The sequence below is a fragment of the Streptomyces tanashiensis genome, assembly GCF_014648895.1.
Classification (GTDB): Bacteria; Actinomycetota; Actinomycetes; order Streptomycetales; family Streptomycetaceae; genus Streptomyces; species Streptomyces tanashiensis.
This window is the reverse complement of the sequence record NZ_BMRZ01000032.1, coordinates 1-24,815: the sequence shown is the minus strand read 5'-3', so window position 1 is coordinate 24,815 and position 24,815 is coordinate 1. Positions and strand designations below refer to the sequence as shown.

23 protein-coding genes and 4 pseudogenes are annotated in these 24,815 nt (G+C 69.5%); 16 read left to right on the top strand and 11 right to left on the bottom strand.

Annotated features, from left to right (window positions below; all coding sequences use genetic code 11):
• Positions 1-152 precede the first annotated feature (152 nt).
• From IE237_RS39775 to IE237_RS39760, 4 genes and pseudogenes are all read right to left on the bottom strand, one after another.
• Positions 153-503, bottom strand: a complete 351-nt coding sequence (locus IE237_RS39775) for a hypothetical protein (protein ID WP_189807099.1) — start codon at positions 501-503, stop codon at positions 153-155.
• Positions 504-558: 55 nt separating this feature from the next.
• Positions 559-849 (bottom strand): annotated as a pseudogene (locus IE237_RS39770) (HNH endonuclease); the annotation flags it as partial.
• A 67-nt stretch (positions 850-916) separates the two neighbouring features.
• The gene (locus IE237_RS39765) at positions 917-2,110 is read right to left on the bottom strand and encodes a HEAT repeat domain-containing protein (RefSeq protein ID WP_229844196.1); all 1,194 of its coding nucleotides are present in this window, start codon (positions 2,108-2,110) and stop codon (positions 917-919) included.
• Between the two features lie 92 nt (positions 2,111-2,202).
• Positions 2,203-3,618: a hypothetical protein gene (locus IE237_RS39760; RefSeq protein ID WP_189807098.1), complete on the bottom strand. Its 1,416-nt coding sequence runs from the start codon at positions 3,616-3,618 to the stop codon at positions 2,203-2,205.
• Between the two features lie 10 nt (positions 3,619-3,628).
• Between IE237_RS39760 and IE237_RS39755 the strand changes: the two genes are divergently transcribed.
• Together IE237_RS39755 and IE237_RS39750 are read left to right on the top strand one after the other, a co-directional pair.
• Positions 3,629-3,820 carry a hypothetical protein gene (locus IE237_RS39755; protein WP_189807097.1) on the top strand — a complete coding sequence of 64 codons (192 nt, stop codon included), beginning with the start codon at positions 3,629-3,631 and terminating at the stop codon, positions 3,818-3,820.
• Positions 3,821-3,933: 113 nt separating this feature from the next.
• Positions 3,934-4,362, top strand: coding sequence for an NUDIX domain-containing protein (locus IE237_RS39750; protein ID WP_308433167.1), 429 nt, complete (start codon positions 3,934-3,936; stop codon positions 4,360-4,362).
• A 40-nt stretch (positions 4,363-4,402) separates the two neighbouring features.
• Here the strand turns inward: IE237_RS39750 and IE237_RS39745 are convergent, their stop codons facing one another.
• Together IE237_RS39745 and IE237_RS41245 are read right to left on the bottom strand one after the other, a co-directional pair.
• Positions 4,403-5,410: an XRE family transcriptional regulator gene (locus tag IE237_RS39745; protein ID WP_229844205.1), complete on the bottom strand. Its 1,008-nt coding sequence runs from the start codon at positions 5,408-5,410 to the stop codon at positions 4,403-4,405.
• A gap of 138 nt (positions 5,411-5,548) precedes the next feature.
• Positions 5,549-5,680, bottom strand: a pseudogene (locus IE237_RS41245) (helix-turn-helix domain-containing protein); the annotation flags it as partial.
• Between the two features lie 215 nt (positions 5,681-5,895).
• Here IE237_RS41245 and IE237_RS39740 point away from each other — a divergent pair.
• From IE237_RS39740 to IE237_RS41240, 6 genes and pseudogenes are all read left to right on the top strand, one after another.
• Positions 5,896-6,807, top strand: a complete 912-nt coding sequence (locus IE237_RS39740) for an NAD-dependent epimerase/dehydratase family protein (RefSeq protein WP_189807094.1) — start codon at positions 5,896-5,898, stop codon at positions 6,805-6,807.
• 134 nt (positions 6,808-6,941) lie between these two features.
• Positions 6,942-8,336, top strand: a complete 1,395-nt coding sequence (locus tag IE237_RS39735; RefSeq protein WP_189807093.1) for a UDP-N-acetylglucosamine 1-carboxyvinyltransferase — start codon at positions 6,942-6,944, stop codon at positions 8,334-8,336.
• Between the two features lie 54 nt (positions 8,337-8,390).
• Positions 8,391-8,555, top strand: coding sequence for a hypothetical protein (locus IE237_RS39730; protein WP_189807092.1), 165 nt, complete (start codon positions 8,391-8,393; stop codon positions 8,553-8,555).
• Between the two features lie 146 nt (positions 8,556-8,701).
• Positions 8,702-8,929 carry a hypothetical protein gene (locus IE237_RS39725; protein WP_189807091.1) on the top strand — a complete coding sequence of 76 codons (228 nt, stop codon included), beginning with the start codon at positions 8,702-8,704 and terminating at the stop codon, positions 8,927-8,929.
• A 60-nt stretch (positions 8,930-8,989) separates the two neighbouring features.
• Positions 8,990-10,159, top strand: coding sequence for a hypothetical protein (locus IE237_RS39720; RefSeq protein ID WP_189807090.1), 1,170 nt, complete (start codon positions 8,990-8,992; stop codon positions 10,157-10,159).
• 54 nt (positions 10,160-10,213) lie between these two features.
• A pseudogene (locus tag IE237_RS41240) lies at positions 10,214-10,290 on the top strand (Uma2 family endonuclease); the annotation flags it as partial.
• Between the two features lie 211 nt (positions 10,291-10,501).
• On the opposite strand, the gene IE237_RS39715 reads toward IE237_RS41240, so the two are convergent.
• Both IE237_RS39715 and IE237_RS39710 read right to left on the bottom strand, forming a co-directional pair.
• Positions 10,502-11,752, bottom strand: coding sequence for a hypothetical protein (locus tag IE237_RS39715; RefSeq protein WP_189807089.1), 1,251 nt, complete (start codon positions 11,750-11,752; stop codon positions 10,502-10,504).
• Positions 11,753-12,167: 415 nt separating this feature from the next.
• Complete coding sequence (locus IE237_RS39710; RefSeq protein ID WP_189807088.1) at positions 12,168-12,596, bottom strand: hypothetical protein; 429 nt, start codon at positions 12,594-12,596, stop codon at positions 12,168-12,170.
• Positions 12,597-13,263: 667 nt separating this feature from the next.
• Between IE237_RS39710 and IE237_RS39705 the strand changes: the two genes are divergently transcribed.
• The 3 genes from IE237_RS39705 (at position 13,264) to IE237_RS39695 (ending at position 15,610) form a co-directional block, all read left to right on the top strand.
• Positions 13,264-13,500, top strand: a complete 237-nt coding sequence (locus IE237_RS39705; RefSeq protein WP_189807087.1) for a hypothetical protein — start codon at positions 13,264-13,266, stop codon at positions 13,498-13,500.
• A 56-nt stretch (positions 13,501-13,556) separates the two neighbouring features.
• A complete protein-coding gene (locus IE237_RS39700) occupies positions 13,557-14,126 on the top strand; it encodes a hypothetical protein (RefSeq protein WP_189807086.1) in 570 nt (189 codons plus the stop codon).
• A gap of 1,028 nt (positions 14,127-15,154) precedes the next feature.
• Positions 15,155-15,610 (top strand): hypothetical protein, encoded by a 456-nt coding sequence (locus tag IE237_RS39695; RefSeq protein WP_189807085.1) that lies wholly within the window; start codon positions 15,155-15,157, stop codon positions 15,608-15,610.
• A 78-nt stretch (positions 15,611-15,688) separates the two neighbouring features.
• On the opposite strand, the gene IE237_RS39690 is transcribed toward IE237_RS39695, so the two are convergent.
• Positions 15,689-16,930, bottom strand: coding sequence for an IS30 family transposase (locus IE237_RS39690; RefSeq protein ID WP_440862304.1), 1,242 nt, complete (start codon positions 16,928-16,930; stop codon positions 15,689-15,691).
• 226 nt (positions 16,931-17,156) lie between these two features.
• Between IE237_RS39690 and IE237_RS39685 the strand changes: the two genes are divergently transcribed.
• From IE237_RS39685 to IE237_RS39670, 4 genes are all read left to right on the top strand, one after another.
• Positions 17,157-17,735 carry a hypothetical protein gene (locus IE237_RS39685; RefSeq protein ID WP_189807084.1) on the top strand — a complete coding sequence of 193 codons (579 nt, stop codon included), beginning with the start codon at positions 17,157-17,159 and terminating at the stop codon, positions 17,733-17,735.
• Positions 17,736-18,248: 513 nt separating this feature from the next.
• Positions 18,249-19,181 (top strand): trypsin-like peptidase domain-containing protein, encoded by a 933-nt coding sequence (locus IE237_RS39680; protein WP_189807083.1) that lies wholly within the window; start codon positions 18,249-18,251, stop codon positions 19,179-19,181.
• Positions 19,182-19,398: 217 nt separating this feature from the next.
• A complete protein-coding gene (locus IE237_RS39675; protein WP_189807082.1) occupies positions 19,399-19,713 on the top strand; it encodes a hypothetical protein in 315 nt (104 codons plus the stop codon).
• 275 nt (positions 19,714-19,988) lie between these two features.
• Positions 19,989-21,257, top strand: coding sequence for a hypothetical protein (locus IE237_RS39670; protein ID WP_189807081.1), 1,269 nt, complete (start codon positions 19,989-19,991; stop codon positions 21,255-21,257).
• An 888-nt stretch (positions 21,258-22,145) separates the two neighbouring features.
• On the opposite strand, the gene IE237_RS39665 is transcribed toward IE237_RS39670, so the two are convergent.
• A complete protein-coding gene (locus tag IE237_RS39665; RefSeq protein WP_189807080.1) occupies positions 22,146-22,970 on the bottom strand; it encodes a hypothetical protein in 825 nt (274 codons plus the stop codon).
• A 433-nt stretch (positions 22,971-23,403) separates the two neighbouring features.
• A complete protein-coding gene (locus IE237_RS39660) occupies positions 23,404-23,592 on the bottom strand; it encodes a hypothetical protein (RefSeq protein WP_189807079.1) in 189 nt (62 codons plus the stop codon).
• 376 nt (positions 23,593-23,968) lie between these two features.
• Here IE237_RS39660 and IE237_RS41235 point away from each other — a divergent pair.
• Positions 23,969-24,056: pseudogene (locus IE237_RS41235) on the top strand (DUF6104 family protein); the annotation flags it as partial.
• Between the last annotated feature and the right edge of the window lie 759 nt (positions 24,057-24,815).

Sequence of the window (24,815 nt, the reverse complement as noted above, 5' to 3'; positions counted from 1 at the left end):
CATGGAGTCATCAGCAGCGGGGTTCCCTTGCGGCAGGTGAGTGGAACGGTAGAAGGACCTGCCCCGCGATGGACGCGGGACCGGTCAGGTATCACCCCGAGCGGCGCGCGGAAGCATCAACGGCGCGTCCCGGGGATCTCACGCAGCAGGAGTCAGCGCAGGCGCAGGGTCACTTCGGCAACGTTCTGCTCGTCGAAGGTGACACTGAACGTCTCCCGCGTACCGAATCCACAGGCCTCGAACTCCCGGGTCCGGCCCGCGGCCGGACGGATACGGACAACGGCGCATTTCCCATCCACGCTGGTGTCGTCGACCCACCCGTAGACCTTCACGTCGCCCATGTCGCAGGCGAGCGTCCAGTGGGCCTTGGCGCCGTTGATCCTGGGGGAGCGGCTGGAGGGGCAGCGGTCGGCACTGGCGGTCGCGCCGGTGGCGACGACGAGACCGGCGGCGAGGACGCAGCTGAAGGCGGCGGCTGCCAGGGCCTGGGGGAGCTTGGGCATGGGTCTCTCCTTGCTGAGGCTGTGGTGCGAGGGGCGCGGGAACGCTGGGGACAGGTCAGAGGGCGGTCGTGTAGTGGACGACGCTGGCCTCGCACGGGCCTTGGGCGTACGCCTTGAGTGCCTCGGCCTCGCCCTGGTCGGCCGACAGGCCCCAGCGGAGCTTCGTGGCGACCCACTCCGAGACGTACCGGCAGTGTGCGTCCGGCAGCGGCGGCATCCACTCTCGCGGGTCCTGATCGGCCTTGGACCGGTTCGTGCGCGCGGTGACCGCGACGAGCGACGCCGCGGCGCCCTGGTCGTTCGCGTACGCCTCCCGCCGGGCGGGCGTCCACGCGCTGGCGCCAGCTGGCGGGGAGCGTCATTCGAACTGTGCAGTATTCCTGCCCGCCTCGGTGGGTTCCGAGCAAGCGTCGCTACTGGTGTGGCTGTGCCCCGGCCAGAATTGCCCTGATGGCGCTGCGGTCTGCTGGAAGGCCGATGTCGTCGAACCACGAGGTGATGAGCTGGGTGTATCGCCAGCACACGTCGCGGTCGGCGAGAGCGTCCAGGTAACGGTGCTGGGCTGGAGTCAGCTTGGCACCCTGCTCATAGCCGGAAGGGAACGCCGCAGCAAGCAGCGGTCCCCAGTCCTCGGCGATGGTGAGGTTGCTGCAGAACGGCACGGAAGCCATGGCGGAGGGCAGGAGTTCCTCGAAGTCACTGACGCGGTCGATGGCCGTAAGCAGAAGGGCGTGCCGTAGGCGGCCTTCGATGCGAGGCAGCGGGTCTCCGGCCCAAGGGTCGGCGGCGGTGGGTTCGCGGAACCAGGAATCGATCGCTGCGGGGTCGAGCAGGGCGCGGAGGATCGTCCGCGTTGCCGTGGTGCTGCTGGCGCATCCCGGGGACAGAGCGGCGCAGGCACGGACGGCAGGGTCGGGATCGGCGAGCCAGCCGGTGGTGTCCTCACCCCAGGCCCCGATGGTCAAGATGGCGGCGGCGCGTTCACGCCGGTCGGCGCTCTCGGCGAGGAGCCGCCGGAGGATCTGGGTGGTGCCTGAGATCCGATCAGCCAAGTCGGGAGATTGGAGGAGCGCGGCGGTGGCGCTCAGGGCGGCCTCTCGAACGGTGGGGTCAGGGTCCAAGAGGTGCGGGGAAACTGCGTCGTAGATCACGCCGCGGACAGCGCGCACCGCATCGGTGACACCCGGATCGTTGCCATCCTCCTCATCGGTCGTCTCGCCGTAGGCTGCCGAATCCGCGATCTGGCCCAACCATTCCAACAAAGCCGCGCGCAGTGGGCGAGGGCGGTCATCCCAGGTGGAGTAGTCCTCGTGACGGGCCAAAGTGCGGGGATCATTCAACACCGCGGCGACGAACAACGCGGCAGGCGCCGTCGCGCTGTACAAGGACTCCTGGTGCAGGACGGACATGTCCAGCAGTCCCAGCGCCCCCGCTTGAACCTCCGAGTACTCGTCCAGGAGCTGGAGCAGGCGTATCGGTGTGTCCTGCGCGGCTCCGTAGGCATGCTCCAGCGCAGCCCAGTCGGTGCCTTCGATCACGGAACGCGGATCAGGCAGCCGGCCGCCCACGGCCTGAGTGGAGATCGGGTACTCATCCTGGCTCGTCACACGGAAAGCATCGCCCCTGCCACTGACAACCTCACAGTCGGACTCCAGCAGGTTCGGAGAAGCTGCCCGACGCATTGTCGGGCGCACGGGGATCAGCTGTAGGCCTGCGACGTGCGGGCTTCCAGATAGGCAGTCCAGTCGGAGGCAGCGCGGCGGCGCCACTGGACGGCCGTGATCGGGTGGAGGCCGAGCATCGGGCCGAGGACAGCGGGCGGCAGGTCGCAGGCGAGGGCCACCAGGGCGGTGGTCCGGGCGGGCCTGTTGGGGATGTGATGGGCTGCCAGGCGTCGGCTGAGGGCGGTGGCGGAGATGTGGGCGCCGGGCAGGTGGCCGGGGAACAGCCAGCCCGCGTTGGTGTTTGCGGCCCAGCCCTGCGGAGCGGGGCGGTCGGCGAGGGTGGTCAAGAGGCCGGCCAGGGTGGTGGGCAGCGGAATCGGGGTTCGGCCCAGGGTGAGGAGCGTCGTCCCGTCTCCGGTGGTCAGGGCGGCGGTGGGCAGTGCTGCGATCCGGGTGAGGTGTTGGCCGAACAGCAGGAGGATCGCGCCGGCGGCTCGGACGTCGAGGTCGAGGCGGGTGTCGGTGAGGCACTGGCGGAGGAGGTCCCAGTGGGAGTCCTCGTCCAGGCCGACCGGGTCGACCTTCGGGCGGTGCGGCACGAGGAGGTCGCGGGCGTGGTGGCGGCGGTGGGCCCAGACGACGAAGTCGCGGACCTCGTAGCGGGTTCCTGGGTTGGCCGCGAGCCAGGCGTCGAGGCGGCCTTGGTCGAGTGTGGCGATGGTCCGGCCGTGGCTGGCGGTCGTGGTGAGGAGTTCGGTGGCGAGGTTGATGCGGGTGTAGGCCCAGCGGATCCGGTGCTTGACCCCGCCGGCCCGGTCGGCCTGGTGGCGTTTGGCGCGGGGCAGCAGGGACCAGTGGACGTAGGCGCGGAGCAGGGCGCTGTGCTCAGGGTGGCGGGCGACGGTCCGTTCCAGGTGCCGGACGATCCGCACCGCGAGTTCGTCGCGGGGATCCAGGACCTGGTAGGCGGTCAGCAGGCTGCGGAGGTACTCGGCGGTCATCGCCGTGGATCGGCTGTCGATCGTGGTATCGAGGTCGGTGTGGGAGAGCGGGCGGCCGGTGGCCATGAGGTCGCGCAGGAGGCGGGCGGAGCGCGAGCCACGCAGCCAGTTCAGGACCGTTCCCGCGTCCGGGGCCTGGGCCAGCGCCGCCCGCATCGCCGCGAGCGGCCCGGTGCCCGCCGCTTGGGTTACGTCGGTGAACAGCTCTTCCAGGTGGTCGGCGACGGCGCAGCGGTCGCAGAGTCGGCCGACCTTGTAGGAGCGCGGTCCGGTGCAGCGTTCGCAGGCGTAGGGGTCGAGAACGCCGGCGCAGGGCCCGCAGACCCGGTGCTGGTCGACGCGGCCGATGAGCACCCGGGTCCGCTCGCACACCGGGCAGGGCATGGGGTGGCTGCGGGCGGTCCGGTAGCAGGGGGTGCAGACTGGGCCGAGCGGCCATCGTGCGGTCACGGGTGCGGTGGTGTGGCAGAGCGCGCATGGGGTCGTCGGCCTGGGGCGGCAGTTCGAGCAGGGGTCCAGTTCGGCCGGTTTGCCGCAGGCCGAGCAGGTGCGGGTCGCCGCGGTCTGCCGGCGGCGGCAGGCCGCGCAGGTGTTCCGGCTCGGTCGCGGTCCGATGGTTCCGCAGACCGAGCGCGAACGGCACGGCGATTGAACCGAGCCCACCAACCTCGGCCTGGTGATCGTTTGTCAGACAGGCCCTAGGGTGACTGCATGATTCCTGATTTTGTGTCAGATCTGCGAAATGCGGTCGGTCCGGATTGTCTGTTGTGGCTGCCGGGGGTCGTCGCGGTGGTCCGGGACGAGTACGGGCGGGTCCTCTTGCAGCGTCGGTCGTCCGCCGGGTTGTGGACGCCGCTGAGCGGGATCGTGGAGCCGGGCGAGGACCCGGCGGCCGCCGTGGCGCGGGAGGCCGAGGAGGAGACCGGAGTGCGGGTGGTGGTGGAGAGGCTCGCCGCCGTCACGCACTCCCCGCCGGTCAGGCACAGCAACGGCGACCGCGCCCAGTACCTGGAGATCGTGTTCGCCTGCCGTCCGGCAGACCCGGGTCAGGTGCCCCGGGTCTGCGATGACGAGTCGGTCGAGGTCGGCTGGCACCGGCTCGACGCGCTGCCGCCGATGAGTGAGCGGATGCGGGAGCTCATCGCGCTGGTGGAGAAGGGCGAGGAGCGGGCCTGGTTCGCGCCGGCACCGTGAGTACGGACCGGGGTCAGTCCGTCGGCCGGGGGTGTGTCGGTCAGGCGGGGACGGCCCCGGTGCGTACGGCGAACTCGCGCAGTCCGGGCAGACGCGTGGGGCCGTAGAGCAGGTTCGAGGTCAGGGCCCGCAGTGCCGGACGGCGGACTTCCTGCGCGGCTTCCTGCTCGACGTGGCGCAGAGCGGCGAACGACTGGGTGCTGTCGCCGAGCGCGTGCCACATGCGGGCCGTGTCGGTCCAGGCTCGTGCCCGGCGTTCGGCGGTCGGCATGAGGCCGACGTTCAGGTCCCGCGCGACGCTCACGGCCTCGTCGGGGGTGCCGAGCGCGTTGTGGACGCTGATGCGATATCCGTCGACCTGCGCGCGTGTGGCCTCCACTGTGAACAGCCCGCCCGGGGCGTCGGGGCGGCGCTCGACGTCCTCCTCGGCCTCGTCCAGCAGGGCGAGCGCCGTGGTGCGGTCCCGACCCGCTGCGGCCGAGTACGCGGCGGTGAGCAGCAGGCTGGTGCGGACGGCGCCGGTGCGGGCTTCGGCGGGGTCGAGACCGCCTGCTTCGTGGGTGAGGAGGCGGACGGCTGCGGCCGAGCGGCCGGAGCGACGCATGGTGATGGCCAGGACGCGGGAGGCCTCGCCGATGGGGACCGGCATGCCGCTGGCCCGTGCGGCGGCCAGTGCACGGTCGGCGGCGACCCACGCGGCGTCGGAGTGATCCTTCGCCGCGAGTTCGGCGGCCAGGACGTAGGCGCGGGCGAGGATCGCGGAGGCCTGCTGCCGGGCCCGGCCGGTGGCTGTGTCCCTGGTCGCCTCGGCGGCGGAGAGCAGGCCGGGCAGAGCGGCACCGAGCCGGGTGTAGCGGGCGGCGGTGAACGCCTCGCGGGCGGCGGCCGTCCGGGTCGCCAGGGTCTGGAGCGGCGCGGGCTCACCGCTCGGCAGATGGAACAGCATGTCTTCCAGGCGGGCGGCCGGCACCGCGGCGGCTGTGTCTGTGCCGACGACGGCCGCTGTCCCGGCGGCCAGAGCCCCGGTCAGCACAGTCCTGCGACGCATCGCGTCCTCCTCGTCCGGCACCGGTACGTCCGCCACGGTATCGATCACCGGGCCTACGGGGACAGGGAACCCGCTCACCCGCTCCGGGGGGATCCCCAGCGCGTGGGCCAGGCGCAGGCGCGTTTCAAGGTCTACGCGCATCCGCCCGCGCTCGATCCGCGAGATCGCCGAGGCCGAGTAACCGACGATCCGGCCGACCTGAAACTGAGTCAGCCGCCGCTCACAGCGGGCAACGCGGAACACCGTGCCTAAGTCCGTGCTCGGGCCCATGGGTACCTCCAGTGCACCGACGGGACACACGACAGTAATCCCCCTTCCCGCAGGCCGACAGGGGCGTGCGGGAGCACATCGTGTGCCGCTCCCGCACACCGTGTGCGAGCACGCCCCGGGCGCTGCCGAACGGGCCTGCCACGGCGCGAGGGTGACGGCAGCAGACGGACGGCAGACCCAGCCGCCTCGCTGCTCGCACCTGCGCGGAGGCACCCATGAACGTCCTGATCACCGGCGGCGCCGGCTTCATCGGCTCGGCCCTCGCCGACGCCCTCGACACCGCCGGGCACACGGTCATCCCGCTGGACAACCTGTCCGTCAGCTCCCGGCGCCCGAGCCCGAAGGGCCTGGTCGTCCGCGACGTCCGGACCCTGACGGCCCGGGACCTGGACGGCGTCGACACGGTCGTCCACCTGGCCGCCCTGAAGTCCGTCCCCGACAGCTTCGAGACCGGCAACGTCGAGCACAACGTCGCCGCCGACCGCCACCTCCTGACCACCTTCGTCGGCTCGACCGCCCGCCGCCTGATCATGGCCTCCTCCTGCGAGGTCTACGGCGAACAGACCGGCCCGCTCGCGGAGAACGCGCCGTACGCGCCCCGCTCCCCGTACGCGGTGGGCAAGGTCGCCACCGAGCAGCTCGCCGACATCTACCGGCCGCTCCTGGACGACGGCTGCCAGCTCGGCATCGTCCGGTTCTTCAACCTCTTCGGCCCGATGGAAGGGCCGGACGCCGTTGTGCCCGCGTTCCTCTCCGCCGTCACCGAGGACCGCCCGCTCACGATCGAGGGCGACGGCACCCAGGCCCGCGATCTGACGTACATCGACGACGCGGTCACCATGCTCACCCGCGTGCTGGACCGGCCCGAACTGCTGCCCGTCGTCAACCTCGGCTCCGGCCGGGCCGTTCCCGTCCGCGACATCGCCCACGCGGTCATTCATGCCGCCGGCCGCGGCACGATCACCCACACCGCCCCGCGCATCAACGAGATCAGCTCGTTCACCGCAGACCTGTCCCGGTTCACCCGCACCTACGGGACCCTCGACCGCACACCCCTGGACGACGCCCTCGCCCACAGCCTGGAGAGCTTCAGGCACCCCCTGGCGACGACGGCCACCCGCCGCTAGACCCGCCGCCGGCACGGCCCCAGCGGCCCCGCGTGCCGAGACCGTGCCCTTCCCCCAAGAGCCGTGTGCCAACACGCCTGCACCAGCCGAGAAGGTCCCCGGCCGGGGACCTTCTCCTTCGTCAGGAGTCAGACATGGAAACCACGAACGACCCCCGGCCCGCCACCGACGTCCAGGCCGTCCGCGTCACCGGAGGCCACCGGCTCCACGGCGCAGCCGCAGTCCAGGGCTCGAAGAACATCGCCCTCCACCTGTACGCCGCCGCCCAGCTCGCCGACGAGCCACTCACCCTGACCGGCATCCCGCGCATCCTGGACACCCGGGTCTGCGCGGAGATCCTCACCCTCACCGGCACCCCGACCACGATCACCGGCGACTGCATCGAGACCACCCCGGCCGCCGTCTGGCACCCCGTCATCCCCGACCAGCTCGGCAGCCGCATCCGCACCACCGCCGTCATGGCCGCCGGTCTCCTGGCCCGGGCCGGACAGGTCCGCTTCCCCCTGCCGGGCGGTGACGCCTTCTGCCACCGCCTCATCGACCGCCACCTCGCCGCCATGCACGCCGCCGGCGCCACCCTCGACGTCACCGACACCCACGTCGACGCCCGCCTGCACGGCCGGGCCCCGTCCCCGTTCACCACCGACGCCATGACCCAGAAATGGGGCCCCAGCCTGGGAGCCACCGTCACCGCGATGCTGCTCGCCGCCCGAGCGCCAGGCACCTCCAAGATCCTCAACCCGAACCGGGAGCCCGAAGTCCTGGAGTCCGCCTCGTTCCTCGCGTCCGGCGGGGTCGGCATCACCTGGGAGGGCACCAGCGCCCTCCACATCACCGGCACCGACCGCGTCACCGGCGGCGTCTTCCCCGTCCCGCCCGACCGCCTGGAGGCCACCACGCTCGCCATGGCCGCCGCCATCACCGGCGGAGCCGTCCACCTCACCAACGTCCCCGCGACCACATTCCCCACGGCCCTCACGGCCCTGCTCGGCGACGCCGGAATCGAGCTCGTCCCGGCCGACGGCGGCACGCTCGCCCGCTGCCCCGCCGGACCCCGGCCCGTGGACACGGCCACCACCTCCGCCACCTGCACCGACGTCCAGCCCCAGCTGACCGCCCTCCTCACCCAGGCACCCGGCACTTCCCGCATCGAGGAGCGGATCTACACCTCACGCGCCACCCACGTCAGCCCGCTCCGCAGCCTCGGCGCCGCCGTCCGGGCCGACGGACCCACCATCACCGTCCACGGCCCTTCGGCCCTCACCGCTGCAGAGGTGACCGGTCACGACATCCGGGCCGCCGCCGCCCTCGTCATCGCCGCCCTCGCGGCCGAAGGCACCACCACCATCCACGGCACCTACCACCTCCACCGCGGCTACAGCCACCTCCTGCCCAAGCTCACGGTCCTGGGCGCCCACCTGACCCTCCCGCAGGCGTCCAGCCCCGCGCGCCATGCCGGAGCTCGCGGCGTCAACCAGCACGAGCCCCCAGTGATCGTTTGCGGTGAACCTGCCTACCCCCACGAGTGACCTCCCCGGGATCCGCGACACCCGCACCCACCCGAGCCGCTACCCCTACGGAACGTGATCACCTACCGGACCCGGGCCGCCGCAGCGGCCACGCTCGCCCTGGCCTCCCTCGCCGTCACCGCACCCGCACACGCCAGCGGCGAAGCACCCGTCGACCTCCTGACGCTCCCCGCCGCCGTCGCGGGAGGAGACCCAGAACACCGGCCTCGGGACTGGTGAGCTCGCATGTTGAGGTGTCGCGTATTCCAGCTCAGAGCGCCCCGATCGGTCACTTTGGGTCATGCGGGCGGTGTCCAGGGTCCGGCCCGGAGTGAGTATGTTCGTCCGATGGCGCGTTCGAAGCGCTTCGGGAGGGGAGAGTGCCGGTGGACGTCGTCGCGATTATGGAAGCACTGGCTGAACAGGGCGTAACGGTGCTGTTCAAGGCCGACGCTGAGCGGATGGCAGAGAGAGGCAAGCCTTGGACCTTCGTCGCCAGTGGAGCGCCGTTGCGCGAGGACGTCCTTGTGCGAACCGATGCCGCGTCTGTGGAGCAATGCCTCGCAGTGTGCTTGCCCCGCCTGCGTGAGCTGGGCTTTTCGTTCCCTGTGTGAGAGAGCAGGTGTGACCGAACCGCCGCCCTGGATGTCAGTGCCGGCTGCTTGCATGAGCCCATGGACACCGTGCACACGACCGCCGCCCTCCTCCCGGACCCCGCCGAGCTCCGCGCGTACCTGCGTGCGCTGGCCGTGCTGGACCAGGCGATCTGCCGCGACCCGCGGTTCTCCCGCTACTCCTTCTCCACCACCTGGGGGCCTGGGACGGAGGTGGCCCTGATGGACAACGGCTCGGGTGACGACTTCTCCGTCCTCTTCACCCCGGCCGGTGTGCTCGTCCGCGGCTTCGACCACGAGTCGGAGATGAGCCCGTACGCCACGGACGACGAACAGGTCTGGCCCGGTGTCATCGACGAGGTGCCCGCCGCGCTGCGCCCGCTCCTGGACGACCCGGCCTTCGTCGACGAGGGCCTCGGCGCCCCGCGGGTCACCGCCTGCCTGTGGTGGGAGACCGGCGGCAGCGCCTGGCGCACCGGCTCGGGCATCGAGTTCCCCTCGGGCAGCCCGGACCCGGACGGCTCCGGGCGCCTCTTCCGCCTCCTCACCGACCGCTCCCCCGAGGCCGTCCAGGCGCACTTCGAGGAGGACTACGGGCGGCCCGTCCCCCTCGACACCGTCCGCCACGTCCTCGCGGGCCACCCCCTGGCACCCGAAGCAGCCCGCGGCCTCAACCCGGCCGCCCTCTCCGACGAGGCCCTGCTCCGCCGGATCGCCGCCGACCCCGAGGTTGAGGCGTACCTAGCCTGCGACGGTGAGTTCGACCTCATGCGGACCGACCCCATCGAGTCGATCGCCCTGCCGGCCGGCCTCCCGGTGGAGCCCGTGGCCGGCTGCAACGCTGGAGGCACCCACTACCTCTGCGGCCCGGCCGGCTCCGACCGCGTCCGCCCCGTCCTCTACACCGATTCCGAGGGCCAGGCTTCCCTCATCGCGGAGTCCCTCGCCGAGGCCCTGACCCTGGCCATCGTCCTCCCCTCCTGGCACGACGCCCTCGCCGGCTTCCGTCCCCCCGCGCTCAACGCCGACTACCTTGAGGACAACCCGGACCACCCCGAGGTCCGCGACCGCCTCCTCGCCGCCCTCCGCCTCCCCCCAGCCACCGAGCCCGAGGTCCTGGCCCGCCTCCTCACCACGGCCGCCCGCACCGTCCCGGACGGCTTCCTCCCTTCGGTCGAGGGCGAGGAGGACGCGGCCTTCGAACCGATGCTCCGTCTGCCGGCCGAGTAGGACAGCCCCGCCGCGCGCCGCCTTCCGGACCCGACGCACCGCTACGACGAAGCCATGACCGCACTGCCCGACTGGATGCGCCCGCCCCGCGCGGAGGGCTGTTCGCGGAGGACGTGGACCACCTCCCCGAGGTTCGGCCCGGTGATGGGAATCCCTGAAATCGGCCAGGGCTGCTCGTTTCACGTGCTCCGTTTCTCAACTGAGTGAGGAATGGGAACGAGCGCCTCACAGGTGGCCAGCAGGGGCCGCCCGTTTGTTCAGCGTGTGTGTCGCGCCGAGCAGCCGTGGCCGCCTTTCACGTTTCTGAGCACTCCTCCGCTCGCCGCGCGGTGCTGCGGGGCTTCAGGTGGTGCGGTGCGCTCCGACGAAGGACTGCAGGGCTTCCTGCGTATGCGGAAGGCCAAGTTCCCGCAGCCGGTCGGCGGACGAGCGGATGAGCCAGGGGTGCCGGTGGCCGGCGAGATCGCCCAGCAGCTGCTGCTGCGCCGCTGTCAGGTCGGCGTAGCGGGGCGCGGGGTGCGGCTGCGGAGCGGGGAAGAGCTCCTCGATCGCCCTGCGGGTGCGGGACCCGTAGTAGTCCCAGACGATGCGGGGCAGGCACGCGTCGAGCGCCTCGCGCACGGCGGCCGGGTCCGAGCCGGACGGCAGGGCGTGCAGGGTGCGCTCGATGTGGCCGTGAAGGTCGCCCTCGCAGTAGTCGGTCACACGATCGAAAGGGCTGCGGGCAGCTGCGGTGAGTTCCGTTAGAGCCCTGCCGAGCAGTCCGGGGCCGACAGGGGCTCCGTCGAGGCCAGCGAGACGGATGAGGGCGGTGGCCGCGGCCCACCGCATCAGCGGGTCTGCGGCATCCAAGTACGGGGTGATGTCCTCGGCCATGGAAGGAAGGCCGACGAGGCCGGCGGCGAGCAGCGCGGTGGCTGCGGTGACCGGGTCCTTCTCGCGTGCGACAAGGGCGAGGAGGCGTGGCAGGGAGGTGGCGGAGAATTCGGGGAACCAGGCCAGGAGGTAGGCGATCCGGGTCCGCAGACAGGCGTCGGCATCATCGAGCAGGACAAGAAGGCCGGGGAGTTCGGCGAGGACCGCGTCGTATGACTGAAGCGCCGACCACCGGGAGTCGGGCGAGTTGCCGGCCGCCACCCAGTCCCGTATCTCCTGCAGCTGTGCGCGCTTGTCGGCATCCGTCGCGGCGGCCAGCTGCTCCTCGTACCACGGCAGGAACTCTTCCGGCCCGACCTCCGCCGCGGCCGCACGCCATCCGGCCACGTTGATACCGGTGGTCACGTCGTACTCGTCGTGCCAGTCCACGGCCAGGCGGGTGAGCAGCCGCATCGTGTCCTCACGGGCGGCCGCGGGCCCCGCGACGGTGATCCTCGCGAGGAACGGCACGGCGAAGGGAGAGGCCGAGTACCGGCTGCCCTGATGAAAAATGCTGCTGAACAGGCTGCTGAACGCCTGTTCCCGCGCCTCGTCGTCGCTCCCGCAGAGGGTGCGTATGTGCCCTGGAACGTCATGCGCCGACCTGTAGGCGTGCGACAGGCCGGCCCAGTCCACATCGTCCAGCCCCGCCAGCAGCTTCTCGTGTTCGTCGATCATCGAAGAAGGATGGCAGCAGGCGCTGACACAGCCTCCGCGGCCCAGCAGCAGCTGGTCCCGCCCAAGCGGCACTGGTTCGCAGCGTGCTGCAGGTGGGGAATCGCGGCGAGCAGGTCTGTGGAACCTCCGAGCAGCCGGTTGGGAAATCCATGGAGCCTCATCACCGGCGCATGCCGGATCTTCGGCAGGAGACTTTGGGGTGATCGACCTCAAGGACGTGGAGGGATAGGTCGTCACCGGGCAGAGCCGGTCCCGCGCACGTGCGAAGGGACACGGGACCGGCTGGGGACGCCCGTCCTGTCGGGGTCATGGCGACCGTACGCCGCACCTCGAACGGCACGCTCGTTCTGATCCGCCGTCAGTGACGCGCTCGCTTAGCGTCGAGACCGTCAGTCCGGCCTCACCGAAGGCTGGATTATCCGAGACCGAGTTCCCGGTCGGTCTCGGCGTCCATCGCTGCCACGGCCTCATCCCGGCGCCGGTCCACGAGGTCCGCGAAACGGGCGACAGCCGTCCGCTCAGCCGGGGTGAGGTCGTCCATGGTCGTCTCGATGCCCTCCCGGACGCGCTCAGCCACTGCCCGCGCGGTGATCGCCTCGACCTCGGCCTGTCCCACCGTATGGAGGTAGCCGAGTTCGACCAGACGCCGGACCGAAGCCCGGGTCTCCTCCGGCCGCATCCGCAGTTCGGCGATCAGCCAGTCGAGGTCCCCGTAGGGGGCGCAGATGTCCGTCAGCCACCGGCAGCGCATGTAGACCCCCACGTCGGCCGAGGACAGACGGGAGTCGGTCACCAGCTCGTGGGTCACGGCGAGGAGGTACGGCTCTCCGTGATCGCTGTGCACTTTCAGAGAATGCGCGGAGACCGGCCCCCGCTCGCAGCCCGAGACGCGGCACAGCTCATGGACCAGAGTCCCGGCCGCAGGCGCCTTGCGCCCGCTGCGCGACCGGATGAGCCGGCACTGCGAGATCCGGACCAGAACGCACCTGACGATCCAGGGTCTCGGGTCTACCAACGGCATCACGCTGGACACACAACACGATGCCCGCAGTACGCTCCGCGAACGCGCAGAAGGAGCCCTGCGTCCCCAACGGGTTTCCTAGGCCACGATGTTGGGAGGGCTCCCTGCGCGGTGTTCCATCACGCCTACACATGAAGGGAACTCCGTATGGAGGAGAGTAACCCGAACCGCAGGTGGAGGCACCTGGCCCGCTGGGACTGGCCACGCGCGGAGAGCGCAAGCCACCTGCGGAAGTGGTTCAACGAACAAGGAAGGAGCGTCTCGGGTGAGTTCTTCCGAGGCATGGCATACCAGTTCGGCAGCGGCACAGTGACCCTGATCATCCTGTGGTGGGAGGCCCGCCACTGACGATACTCCGACGGCGGGCCCACCACTTGGCGGGCCCGCTTGACGTTGCACCTCAGCGCTGGAGCCGCCCCCGCAGCCACATACGGTCACCGGCTGGCTGAATATGAGAGCCCGCCAGCACCGAGGCCGGAGTATGAATGGTTTGTCTAGCCAGGCGGGCCCGCTCGCCGCCGCACTGCAGGTCGTACTGGAGGAGACCGCCGAGAATGTGGCCACCTCCACCGGGGAGATCACCGCGCCGAAGGTGGCCACGCTGGCGGCGATGTGGGAGGCGATCGAGGCGGTGGTGCCCTGGAGGTGCAGCGTCCGGCTGGCCTTCACGCTTGCTGCGAGTAGCGGAGGCATCGCCCAGCACCTGATGGGGAACCAGCCTGGCTGATGCCCGGGTCCTAACCGCTGAGGGACCACGGGATAGGGAACAGCCAGGGGGTAGGGATGGCGGACTGGTTGAGTGCGGTCGTAGCCGCGGTGTCGGCGGCGATTGCCGTGTACGCGGCCTATTGGGCCCGACGCTCAGCACGCGGAACCTTCACCCATACTGCCCACGAGTTGGCGCGCACCCTGCACGCCGACCTCACCACCGGGACCACGGCCGAAGCCAGGGACGTACTGGAGCACTTCCGCAGCGGCACCCGTTACCGAGAGACAGGACCGAACAACCCGCCACCCATCGCAGAGACGCACGAGATACTCCAGGCGTATTTCGCTCTGCTCTGGTGCTTCGAGCGCATCCTCATCGGCCGACGCTCCCTCACCAAACAGCAGAACTGGAACGACACTGCCTCCGCCGTGATTTTCCTCGACGAACTGCTGGCCTGGCACCTGAAGAGCTGGGCCGAGCGTTGGCCAACCATCCGAGCGGCCCTCAAAACATCAGACCGGGTTCCTGATCTGCGGGATCACGACTCCCTGAGCAGCTTCTGCGCCCTCGTCGACGAAGTCACCGGCCCCAACGAGCACACCGCGCTCCTGCGTGCCCTGATGCGGCAAGAGAGCGGGACCTGACGCTTTGCCCCTGTGGCCCCGCGTGGACGTGCGCGGGGCCACCGTCATGTCCGGCCCCGTTCGGCAGTGGCGACCCTTCATCGTGGTGCGGGCCGGGCCCGCGCACGTGTGGGGACGCGGGCCCGGCTGTTGCGCCCGTCCTGTCGGAGTCCGTGATGACCGTACGGTGGCGCAGGGGCGGGCGCAGGTTCTGATCCGGCGGGTGGATCCGGTCAGCTGGGTTCCTGGCTTGCGCAGGATCGTCACGAGTTCGTGGAGCATGGCTCGGACGCGGGTGGGGCCGGGGACGTCGTCCATCGTGTGGATGGGCACGCTTGGGCCGATGGGGCGGTGGAGTGCGTCGTCGGCGACCTTCTTGAAGGCGTCGAGGTACTCGGCGTGTGCCCTGTCGGTGCGCTGCATGCTGAAGGTGTAGGCCCTGTACTCCCGAAGCTGCCGCGAAGTGACAAGTAGCTCTCTGTAGCCGATCTGACGGCCGGCTGTCCCGGCTTCCGGCGTTCTGGTCCTGCCTCTGTAGTGCTCGCATTCAACTTGGTCGCGTTGTGGTGATCGAGGAGAGGGGTGAGGCGTTGCGTCGGGAGTGGGAACCAGAGGATGGCGGATTCCAGTGATCGTCGCAACACGTGATCGCTGGAATCTACCGCGGTGGTGTCGGTGAGCACGATCAACAGGAATGAGGCGTCTGCGGCCGTCAGGCCGTAGGCGCCTCGCCTTACGTCAGTCGGTACTTCACCGGCGCCGGAAGTGACCGGCCTTCTGGCACCCGGCCGCCACGCCCGGTGTTGCCCCTCGTCGACCCGCTGTCTCAGTATGTCCCGCAGGCCTGATCGGCTACCGTCGGCTGGCTTCCGCGCCAGGACCTGAGCTGAACAAGCCCAGTAGCTCGCCGCCCAGCAGCCGCTGCCGGGTTCCCTCTGGGCAATGCCTGGATCATGATTGAGGCGAAAACTCGGGGAACTGGGAGACGCCCAGGTCACCTGTCTGAAGAGAGGGTCTCAGTGACTACTCGGCCACGGGGATTCGTCTGGTTGTCGCTTGCTGCAGGGGGATTTGTCATTGCGGCGCTGACGGGTTTCCTCGTGGACCTGGCCGAGGGCCATAGCGGTCCGCCACTCACGGTCAGTGACGTGGAGGGGGTCTGGTCGGCCTCGGATGGTGGGCGTCTGACGGTCCGGGCGGACGGTTCCGCAGTGCTGAAGCAGGTGCCGGAGCCCGGGGCGGGCTGCGGGCAGGCTGACAGCAGCTTTCACACGGGTCCGGCGACCTGGGTGTTCGACACCTTCCCCGACGAGTCGCCGGGAATCAGGCTCGACTACCTCGGCGCCGCCACCGGGCAGACGTGCAGCGTCTACCTCTCCATTTCGATCTCTGACGAGTACGGCACCAAGGGTTTCCTCCCCCACAACGCCGACCCGTGGTACGTGCGCGGCACCTCGAATCCGGAGCACGGGCCGCCCCGCAGTACGACACCCCAACGCGACTGAGCCGGCCCCTCCGTCAGCCTTCGGTCCGCCCTCACATGGTGCCCCAGTGCGGCCGTCGTCGGCGTCCTGATGGCACGGTCACCCTCGGTACTCAGCTTCCGGGATGAGCAACTCACCCATGCGCTCAGCCGGCGTCTTCCACCCAAGTGTTTTGCGCGGCCGGCTGTTGAGCTCCGCGGCGACGGTGTCGAGTCCGTCGCGGGTGTAGCGGGCGAGGTCGGCGCCCTTGGGGAAGTACTGCCGAAGCAGGCCGTTGGTGTTCTCGTTGGAGCCGCGCTGCCAGGGACTGGCGGGATGGCAGAAGAAGACGGGCATGTCGGTGGCGGTGCTGAACTGCTTGTGCAGGGCCATCTCGGAACCCTGGTCCCAGGTGAGAGAACGTCTGAGCTGGGCAGGTAGCGTCGAGACGGTCTGGATGAGAGCGTCGCGGCCCCGGGCGGGTTGATAGCCGTCGGGCAGGTGGACCAGGGCGACAAATCGGCTGGAGCGCTCGACGAGCGTGCCGATCGCGGACTTGTGGGCCTTGCCGATGATGAGGTCGCCCTCCCAGTGCCCGGGGATCGCCCTGTCGGCGGCCTCAGCCGGCCGCTTGCTGATCATCACCATGTCGTTCGACATGCGTGGCTGGCGCCGGTAGGACTGCCGGTGCGGTCGGCGCATGGCACGGCCCGTGCGCAGGGCTTTGGTCAGCTCGCGGCGGAGTTCTCCGCGGCCTCGGGCATAGAGCGTCTGGTAGACGGTCTCGTGGGTCACGTGCATCTCCGGCCGGTCAGGGAAGCGTGCCCGTAGAACCTGGCAGATCTGCTCGGGACTCCAGCGCCGTTCGAGGTGGTGCTGGATGAAGTCGCGCAGCTCGGGGTTCTGGCCGATCTTTCCGGGCTTCGGGCGTGGACGGCGGGCGTCAGCGCGGGACTGGGCGGCGTGCGGCCGGTAGACCCAGCCCTTGCCCCGCCACAACGAACCGTTGCGCCGTATCTCCCGGCTGATGGTGGAGGGGCTGCGTCCCAGTTCGGCGGCGATCGTTCGAAGCGAGACGTTCTCCCGCAGCCGGTCGGCGATGTGGACGCGCTCCGACTCCCGAAGGTGCCGTGACGGCCCGGGGTCGGGGATCGCCAGATTGACCGGCGGTGTCCACTTTTCGTTATCCGACCGGGTGTATCCATTCCGCCAGCGCAGTCCTGTTCGCCGGTCGATTCCGACGAGCCGACACGCCTCTCTGCTGCTGACACCCTGGTCCATGAGCCGGAAGTATTCCTCCCGCTCACGGACCAGGATCTGTGACCCCTGCCACCGCCGGTCTTGGCGAATCTCAAAGCCCATCGCATCCCCTGAACTGGGGTGTTGCGATGACCACTAGAACCTAAGTGACCTGCGGGGGCACAGTCATGTGCGCGCGGGCCGGTCCCGGCGGGGCGCGCGGCGCCTCGCGTGCTCCCGATGTGCTGTTGGAATATGCCAACCCTGCTGCGGGTGACCGCCTCGCTGCCCCATCGTGGAGGCGGCGGGCCCTCGGGCACCGCCTCCGCCGACGACGAGGGGATGCTCGATGAGCTGGCAGCGTGAGGGGTTCGAGACGCACGAGGGTGAGGTCGGGGTGCTGCTGGCGGACGGCAGTGAGCCAGGCCCGGTCTTCTTCGACCTGGGCAGCGGCGCCTACTTCCATGAGTCGACCGACTGGTGGGTGTACGACGGCTCCCTGCGCCGGCCGACCGCGACGTCGATGCGGGGCAAGTGCGCGTGCGGGTGGCGCGGCGAGCGCACCGTCCCACTGGACTGGGAACAGGTCCTCCGCGCCGGCCGCGAGGCCTATGACATCTCCGGGCCCGAGAGGGACTGGGAGGCGCACATGGACGATGTCGCCACGGGCGCGGTACCTCTGCCGGACGACGTTGCGGGTCTGCTGCGAACCCTGCGCGGGCGCCTGGACGAGCTCGTCGACGACGAGCCGCTCCTCGTGCTGAGGGCGGCCGAGGAGATGGAGGCGATCGTCGCCGACTTCGGGCCGATCGCCGCCCGGTACATTGCCGGCGATGCCGTCCCGTTGCCCCGGCTCGCCGAGGCCCTCGGTACGACGGAGAAGGCGGCCGGCGCCCGCATGGCGCATTACAGGTACCTGAATCGCTGAACGCCTCTTGAAGGGCGTGGTCATCCGGGGCCGGAGCGCCAGGGATCGGCGCCGGCTCGAACTCCGGGGCTTGTCGTCGGTCACGTGCCCGACCGACGACGGGCAGGTCAATCGCACGGAAAGCCGCTTCGTCCGGTCACTGCCCTGCCAGTTCGGCAGGCCGTGCCATGGGTGGCTCCCCCCCCGCAACACCCCGCTGGCTCTGTTCACGAGACCGGGACAGCAGATGTTCCACTTCGGGCTCTGGCCCGCTATGGAGTGGCACCCCGCCGTCGGCATCCGTTGCACCGCGCTCTGCCACGCGCACACGGCCGCTCCCGCGTCCTCGGGGTGCGTAGCGCAGACGGCCGGTGGCCCGCATACCGGCTGTGCCGGCGTGCGGGACCCCGCCGCGTGTCCCCCGCGTGGGGGACGGGGTTCACCGGAGGAACGCTCCGGCTCCCTCGCCGTGAGGCAACCAATGGGTGATCCGATGGAGGTGCGAGGTGGAGCCGAAAGAGGGAACCTGGATCTATGAACACGCTCCTTTCCGAGGCGCTGGAAAGTGCGTATCCAGAGGCCTTCGAGGCTGCAGCGAGAGTGGCCTACGGCATGCAGGCCATGGAGCCGCGGAGCGACCAGCTCCTCCTCACCGGGCGGGGGCACCCGTATCCCGTACTGTCGGTGACGCTGACTCAGGCGGCCGGAGAGAAAGTGGTGCCGGCAGTTGTCGTTGCCATCCCCGTTCCCATCATGCGGATGCGGCATGCGGGTACCGAAAACAAGCCAAAGACGCCCATCGACGCTGTCCTACAGGACGTCTACGAGCAGGTGAGGGACCAGACGGACACGGAGGTCTCAGTCATCGGTGTGCCTCCCCCCATGGAGCAGGTCGCGCCCGGGGAACGGGCCCACTGCGGCGTCGGCCCGGCAACCTACGGGGTACCGGTAGAGATTCACCCCTACAGCCAGCGGGGAATCCTCACGGCTGGCCATGCCGCACCGAACGCCGGGGTCCTTGCCTATGACGGGAAAGCTCAGTTGGTCGGCGAGGTCCAGCGGTCCATGCACTGTGGCCGTACCGCCCCTCGCCAGGAAACCGCAGATGTGGCGGTGATCATCCTCGAAGAGACCGAACCGGACGGCATCCGAGCTGCTCCCAAGGCATCCACCCTAGGAGCCGCCTCCCGGTGGGACGAAGTCACAGCCTTCGGCGCTGTGACCAGCGGCCAGCGCTCTCGTCTGCTCACCGCGGGGAACCCCTTCGTCAACCAGCCCGAAGGCGGGGACTGGGGCGAAGCAGCTATGACCGCTTACGCGATCTCGGCACCCGGCGACTCCGGAGCTCCCGTCTTCAACCAGTCCGACGAATTGGTTGGCGTCATCGTGGGCGGGTACGAGGGCCTGTACAGCATTGTCCAGGACATCTCGTACCAGTTCCGGGAAGCAGACGTAGAGCTGAGATGACGGCCTCGCGTGAGCGAATCGACTCCTTCGCTCGGGAACGCATGTCCGCTGGAGAGCTTCTGACGTGGCAGTTCGACGAGGAAGCCGATGAAGTGACTTTCTTCGTTCCTCCCGAGGTCACAGACGCGCGGTACCCCGCCGAGATCGATGGAACCGTTGTCGTCGTGCGCCGGATCCCAAGGCCCACGGCGTTCCACTTGCAGCACCTGGAGTCGAGATGACTTCCATATCCCCACTCGTTGAAGCAGTGACCATCTTCTCGCTCATCGCGGCGGGGCTCTGCCTCATCGTGGGAACGGTGATGGGGTTCCTGGAGCACAACAGCAGCAAGAGCAGCAGTAACGGGAGACCCGCACCAGATACCAACCCCGTCAAGGAACATGCCGGGGCCGACTTCGCCGCCCTCGGGAAGATGGCCGAGGGAATGGCCAAGCTCCGACTGTCGGCACAGCTCCTCATCGTGGGGCTGGGCTTCGCCGCCGTTGCGGCCGCAGCCGCGGGCATCGGCTCCATCGCCACCGCAATCGCCTGAGCCTCCTATCGCGTACCGTCTTCGGTGATCGGGATCAGCTCGTCCTTGACGCGACCGGGGATGCCGCGAAGCGGCTCGACGCACTCACCTTTCCGGCGTGGCCCGGTTCACGGGCCACGCCACCGTGAGATCGGAGTGAGTGATGCGCGAGTCGTACGACGAGTCAGAGGCCGCGGGCCGGCTGCGGTTGCCGGTCGCCGCCTGGCGCTGGGCCACCGCCACAGGCGTCGCCCCCCGCCGCCGACGCGGGACCCCGGCTGTGGTCCCGGGCGGTCGTGGAGGCGGCCGACGCGGAAGCGGTCCGCGCCGCCCTGCGCGGCCCCGCCGGAGCCACCTGGGCGGCCGACCTGCTGACGGAAGCGCTGGGGGAGCCGCTGCGGTTCCGGCCGCGCGTGACCCCGGCCGCCGTCGGCCACCTCACCCGCGCCGGACTGCTGACCTACCTCGGCGGCGAGCCGGCCTACCCCGACGTCCACCCCGACCAGGTCAACATGCTCGCCCGCCGCCGCGACCTGCCCGCCCTCCTCGACCGCCACGTCCCCCTCGGCCCCGACCAAGCCGCCCACCGCCTGGGCGTGCGCCGCACCGACTTCGACCACGTGGTGCGGCTCGGATGGATCGCCCCGGTCGGCTCCGTGGATGTCGACTACAAGCGGCAGGGCGGCCTCACCACCATCCCTCTGTACTCCGCCGAGGACATCGCCCTCCTCCCCGTCATCCGCCCGTCCGTGGACTGGCACGCCCTGCGCACCCTCACCGCCGGCCGCCGCTCCCCACTCGCCGCGCTCACCCCCGACCTGCAGGGGGAGGACAGGCTCCTCCTGGCCGGGGTCGCGCGGATCGCCCGCGTGGGCCGGGCCGCGGTGGTCAACTGGCGCCGCCGCCACCCCGACTTCCCCGCCCCCACGGCCGGCACCGACGTGCATCCCGAGTTCGACCGCAGCGCGGTCGTCGCGTGGCTCCTCGCGCACGACAAGATCGCCGTCCCCTCAGACGTACCGGCCGCCACGCTCACCGTCGAGCCGTCCCTCGGCGCGGGGGCGCCCGAGCGCTTCCGCATGGACGATCCGCTCCTGGAGCTCACCGACGACCCGGAGGGCGAGGACCTCCTGTCCGGCTGGATGACCGACACCGACGCCGACACGCTCGCCGAACTCACGGTCGCCGAGACCGGGGCGTCCCTCCGGAAACTGACCGCACCCGGCACCACCCCGCTCGCCGTACCCGACGGCCTGCGCGTGGTCGACCGGTTCCGGGCCGGATCCGGAGGCCTGCGCGTTACCCTGGCGTGGCCCGCCCACCTGCGGGGAACGGCCTCGCCCCGCACCACCGGCGGCGTCATCCGCCACGCGCTGCCCTACATCGCCCACAGCACCTGGTGCCGGTGCGCACGGCAGACCTGCGGCGGCATCATCCCCACCACCTACTGCACCGACCACGGCACCGCCGTGACACCCGCGATGGAGTGGCACCCCGCAGACGGCACCCGCTGCACCGCACTGCGCCACGCGCACACGGCCGCTCCCGCGTCCCCGGAGGCGTAGCCCTGCCCGAGCCCAGACGGGCAAAAGGCGGGCACCCTTACTGTCTGTCGAAAACGGGACGAGTGCCCGCCAACCGAAATGCCCTAAACGGGCGGTGGGCCACGACTCTATGCCCTACCAAGGCCAAGATTTGATGGGATATGCTGCCATCCCTGTGTTGATTAAATTGGGGAGTCAACTGTGGGGGTACGAAAAATGGGGAAACTGAAATACGCGACCTTGGTTGCAGTCGCTGCAGCGCTCGTTATGTCGGGATCACCTTCAGCTTCAGCTGCGGGTGAGACGGCATATAACACACGCGAGCAATTCATAGTCAAATTTCCGGACCCGGATGCTCGCTCGTGTATCGACAGGCGCATCTATCTGGCGTCCGGCTGGTACACCTGGAAATTTGCTGACCAGGGGTCGTCGCTCCGGAGGGAAATCTACCTGGCTGCTGGATGGTATTCCTGGCAAGATTGCCTCACCGCCTACAGCAGAGTTGCCTACACTCATCTCAGTCAGTTGGATCCGGACAATGCAGCCTACGAAACTGTCAAACTCAGCGAGATTTGGGAGATTGAGCCGCGTGATGGGTGGAACTTGTGGGGAAGCTCACTGACGCCAGCGCTAGCGTGACGTGACCGCTGGCCAAGAGGACGGTGGCGACGACGGAACCCATCACCCGAGCACAGCGGCGGCCCGCACCCCCAATAGGGGTGCGGGCCGCCGTGCGTCTCCAGACAGCGGGCCGCCGAGATGCGTGCCTGAACCGCGGCATGCAAAAGGCCGGCACCCTTGCCGCCGAAGCGGGTGGAACGGGGTGCCGGCGCCCGTCCGTGGACTGGCTCGCTTGGCGCATCCTCACCGCTGCCGGTGAGGATGCGCCGAGGCCTATGGGAAGACGGTCTATCCATCCGGGAGGCTGGTGACGTCCTGGATCTTCTGATCGAAGGTCACGCTCACCACAACCTGGTACGGCACGATGTGCACCGATCTGTCTGGGAGCAGCACACGGGCTTCGCCGCACTGCCAGATGCGCTTCCAGCTCAGCACGATGCGAACGGCCGTTCGTTCGGGGATCGTGACGCCGATTTCCTCTTCGAACAGGTGTGTACTGCCGATTGCGAGGGAGAGGGTGCGCTGGAGTTCGGCTTCGATGCTTCCCTTTGCCGAGAGCCAGAGAAGGTTCGCACTCACGTTGCCGCCCAGGGTTTCGCGGCGGTCCTCGCCCAGCGTCAGGGTTCGGGTCCACTCGCGGCTGGCCTTCAGGCTGCGTGTAACGGGGGCAGGGCTGGCACGGTTGTCGATCAGCCGCACGTCCTCGCCGAGCAGTTCCTCGATGCGCGTCATCTGCGTTACCCCCAGGACCCTGGCGTCGGCGGCGCTGGAACCAGAGGGCTCGGAGATGGACGGGTCTCCCCGGCGGTGCAGCAGAATTTTGTTCACCCACAGCCCCGGAAGGACTCTGCTATCGAAGCAGACGACCTCACCCGGTTCCACCAGGATCTGCAACACCTCGCTGTCCCCAGCTCTGCCAACCACTGAAAATCCCGCGCGCAGTTGCACGCGGTGGGGGCCCGACGGCACGGGGAAGACGGCTTCTTGGCCGGCACGCAGCAGGCCCACCCGAAGGTCGTCGATCCACACCCTAAAGGCCTCGGAGGGTTCCGCACGGTCTCGGCTTATTCGAATTGTCCCACCAGGCACGGCTAACTCTTCCTGACTGCTCATCACGTAAGTATGGCGGGCGGTAGCCCGGCGAGCTGGCACGATGCGCGGGCCGTCCTTCGTCTAGAGCTCGGTGCCAGCCTCCGGAGCGGCTGCTGCGGCTGCGGTGAGAAGGCGTTCCCAGCCCGTCGGCGCGTGGCTTGTAGCGCTTGCCACGGCCGGGGGCGTAGCCGCGGCGGTCGAGGACTGCGTGGCGGGGCCAGAGCAGGGATCCGTGGACGGTGGTGCCGGAGGAGAGATACCCCTGAGCGGCGTGGGCCCCGGAGGGTGGCGGGGATGATGCCGAGGAGGGGCGCGATCGTGGAGTTCGAGTCGGCCGAGTAGCGCCCCGACCAGTCGCCGCTCGGCCGCGCGTTGACGGTGTCGGGGCGGGTGGCGGCCGTTCTGGCGGACTCGCAACGAGCTCCAGGGGTGCGGGTCGGCGAGCTCCTGGGCGTCATCGCCGGGGCCGTCGGCGGAGCCGTAGGAGTGTTGCGGCGAGTTCGGGTAGGGCCTTGATGACGGCGACGGTGTCGGCACGGTCGGCGCGGAGCAGGGCGACGATGCAGACGATGGCCACGAGGGCGATGCCGACGACGCCGGCCAGCAGGGGCAGCACGAGCATCGGGTCGATCGAGATGGGCACGGTGGTCCTCCAGTGGGTGCCACACATTGGCGGCTTGGTGGGTAGCCCCGCAAGGCCTCCATCCTGAGGGCAAGTTGAATGCCCTGCCGACCCCCAAACTGACGGCCCGCGGTGTTCTATGCAACGGGCGCACGCGGCCCTGACCTGGGACGTTCTGCGATGGATCGGGATGGTCGTACAGGACGGCAAAGGAACGTTCTTCCTGACTCCGGGGCTTGCATGTCAGGACACACGTCAGGACCCAGCCGGGGGCGATGAAGAAGCTGGTGCCCCACAGCCGGGTGGGGTAAATCGGATGATTCCGGGCTGCTCCCGGAGCTTCTTCAGCTTCTTCGGGGTGCATCTCGAAGCCCCTGACCTCATCCGTTGCCGCACCGTGTACTTCACAGACCGTGGCCTACGAGGACCTGGAGAAGCGGCGCGGCGAGGAGGAAGTCACCTTCTTCGAGTGGCTCGCCGAGCAGCCGGCCCTTGGCCGGGGTGGTCATGGTCTCTTGGCTGCGGTCGGGGTCGCGCAAGGCCGGCGGGTTGGTCCCCGCCCGCGCCCAGGCCTCGGACCCTGCGCTCAGGATGTTTGCGGTTTCTGCATACAGCCCTATTCAGTTTCCGTATTTAGCGCGATGCGATTTCTCTATCGCTTCATATGTGGTTTCTGCATCCGCCCGTATTTTGCTTTGTCGTTCGGTTCCCGTTGGTTCGTCATCATCGTCTTCTTGCTGGGGTTTTGTTGGGGTGTCAGGGTGGGTTTCTGTGGGTGGGTTGAGGTTTCGTCATGTGGGGTTGCGTGCTTTGTATTTGACCAGCGGTCATCACCTGTTTTCCGGCCCCGGAAACCCCAGCCCTTCCCTTTTTGCTGCGTCTTTTTGGCGTAGACCACTTGTCACGTGGGTGTGATGGGTTCTGAGTACGTTGTGTGACTGGCCCTGGTGCGGTCGGCGTGGTGGACATGGTAGGGGTGTGGGGTACATACTGTTACCTGTAAGAGGGCGTGGGAGCGTGTCCGGTGGCTCCGGCCCCGCAGGGGACGGAGCAGCATCCACACCGGGTTCAGCGGCCAATTAGCTCTCTGACCAGTGGAAATGCCCCCGCAGGGGGCGTGTTGAGAACCGCAGACAGCGGCGCCGGCCGCACCACCGGCCCGCAGGCCCCGGACCAACCGGGACCGCCCCGCCGTCACCGAAGGTGACGGCCCGCCGGGTCGCTTCCCCCGGCGCCGCGCAGCG

What these genes read in the sequence shown, in the direction of transcription:
- IE237_RS39775 (WP_189807099.1), bottom strand. Translation starts at nt 503, where the DNA reads ATGCCCAAGCTCCCCCAGGCCCTGGCAGCCGCCGCCTTCAGCTGCGTC.
- IE237_RS39745 (WP_229844205.1), bottom strand. Translation starts at nt 5,410, where the DNA reads ATGCGTCGCAGGACTGTGCTGACCGGGGCTCTGGCCGCCGGGACAGCG.
- IE237_RS39740 (WP_189807094.1), top strand. Translation starts at nt 5,896, where the DNA reads ATGAACGTCCTGATCACCGGCGGCGCCGGCTTCATCGGCTCGGCCCTC.
- IE237_RS39735 (WP_189807093.1), top strand. Translation starts at nt 6,942, where the DNA reads ATGGAAACCACGAACGACCCCCGGCCCGCCACCGACGTCCAGGCCGTC.
- IE237_RS39720 (WP_189807090.1), top strand. Translation starts at nt 8,990, where the DNA reads ATGGACACCGTGCACACGACCGCCGCCCTCCTCCCGGACCCCGCCGAG.
- IE237_RS39715 (WP_189807089.1), bottom strand. Translation starts at nt 11,752, where the DNA reads ATGATCGACGAACACGAGAAGCTGCTGGCGGGGCTGGACGATGTGGAC.
- IE237_RS39700 (WP_189807086.1), top strand. Translation starts at nt 13,557, where the DNA reads ATGGCGGACTGGTTGAGTGCGGTCGTAGCCGCGGTGTCGGCGGCGATT.
- IE237_RS39690 (WP_440862304.1), bottom strand. Translation starts at nt 16,930, where the DNA reads ATGGGCTTTGAGATTCGCCAAGACCGGCGGTGGCAGGGGTCACAGATC.
- IE237_RS39685 (WP_189807084.1), top strand. Translation starts at nt 17,157, where the DNA reads ATGAGCTGGCAGCGTGAGGGGTTCGAGACGCACGAGGGTGAGGTCGGG.
- IE237_RS39680 (WP_189807083.1), top strand. Translation starts at nt 18,249, where the DNA reads ATGAACACGCTCCTTTCCGAGGCGCTGGAAAGTGCGTATCCAGAGGCC.
- IE237_RS39675 (WP_189807082.1), top strand. Translation starts at nt 19,399, where the DNA reads ATGACTTCCATATCCCCACTCGTTGAAGCAGTGACCATCTTCTCGCTC.
- IE237_RS39665 (WP_189807080.1), bottom strand. Translation starts at nt 22,970, where the DNA reads ATGAGCAGTCAGGAAGAGTTAGCCGTGCCTGGTGGGACAATTCGAATA.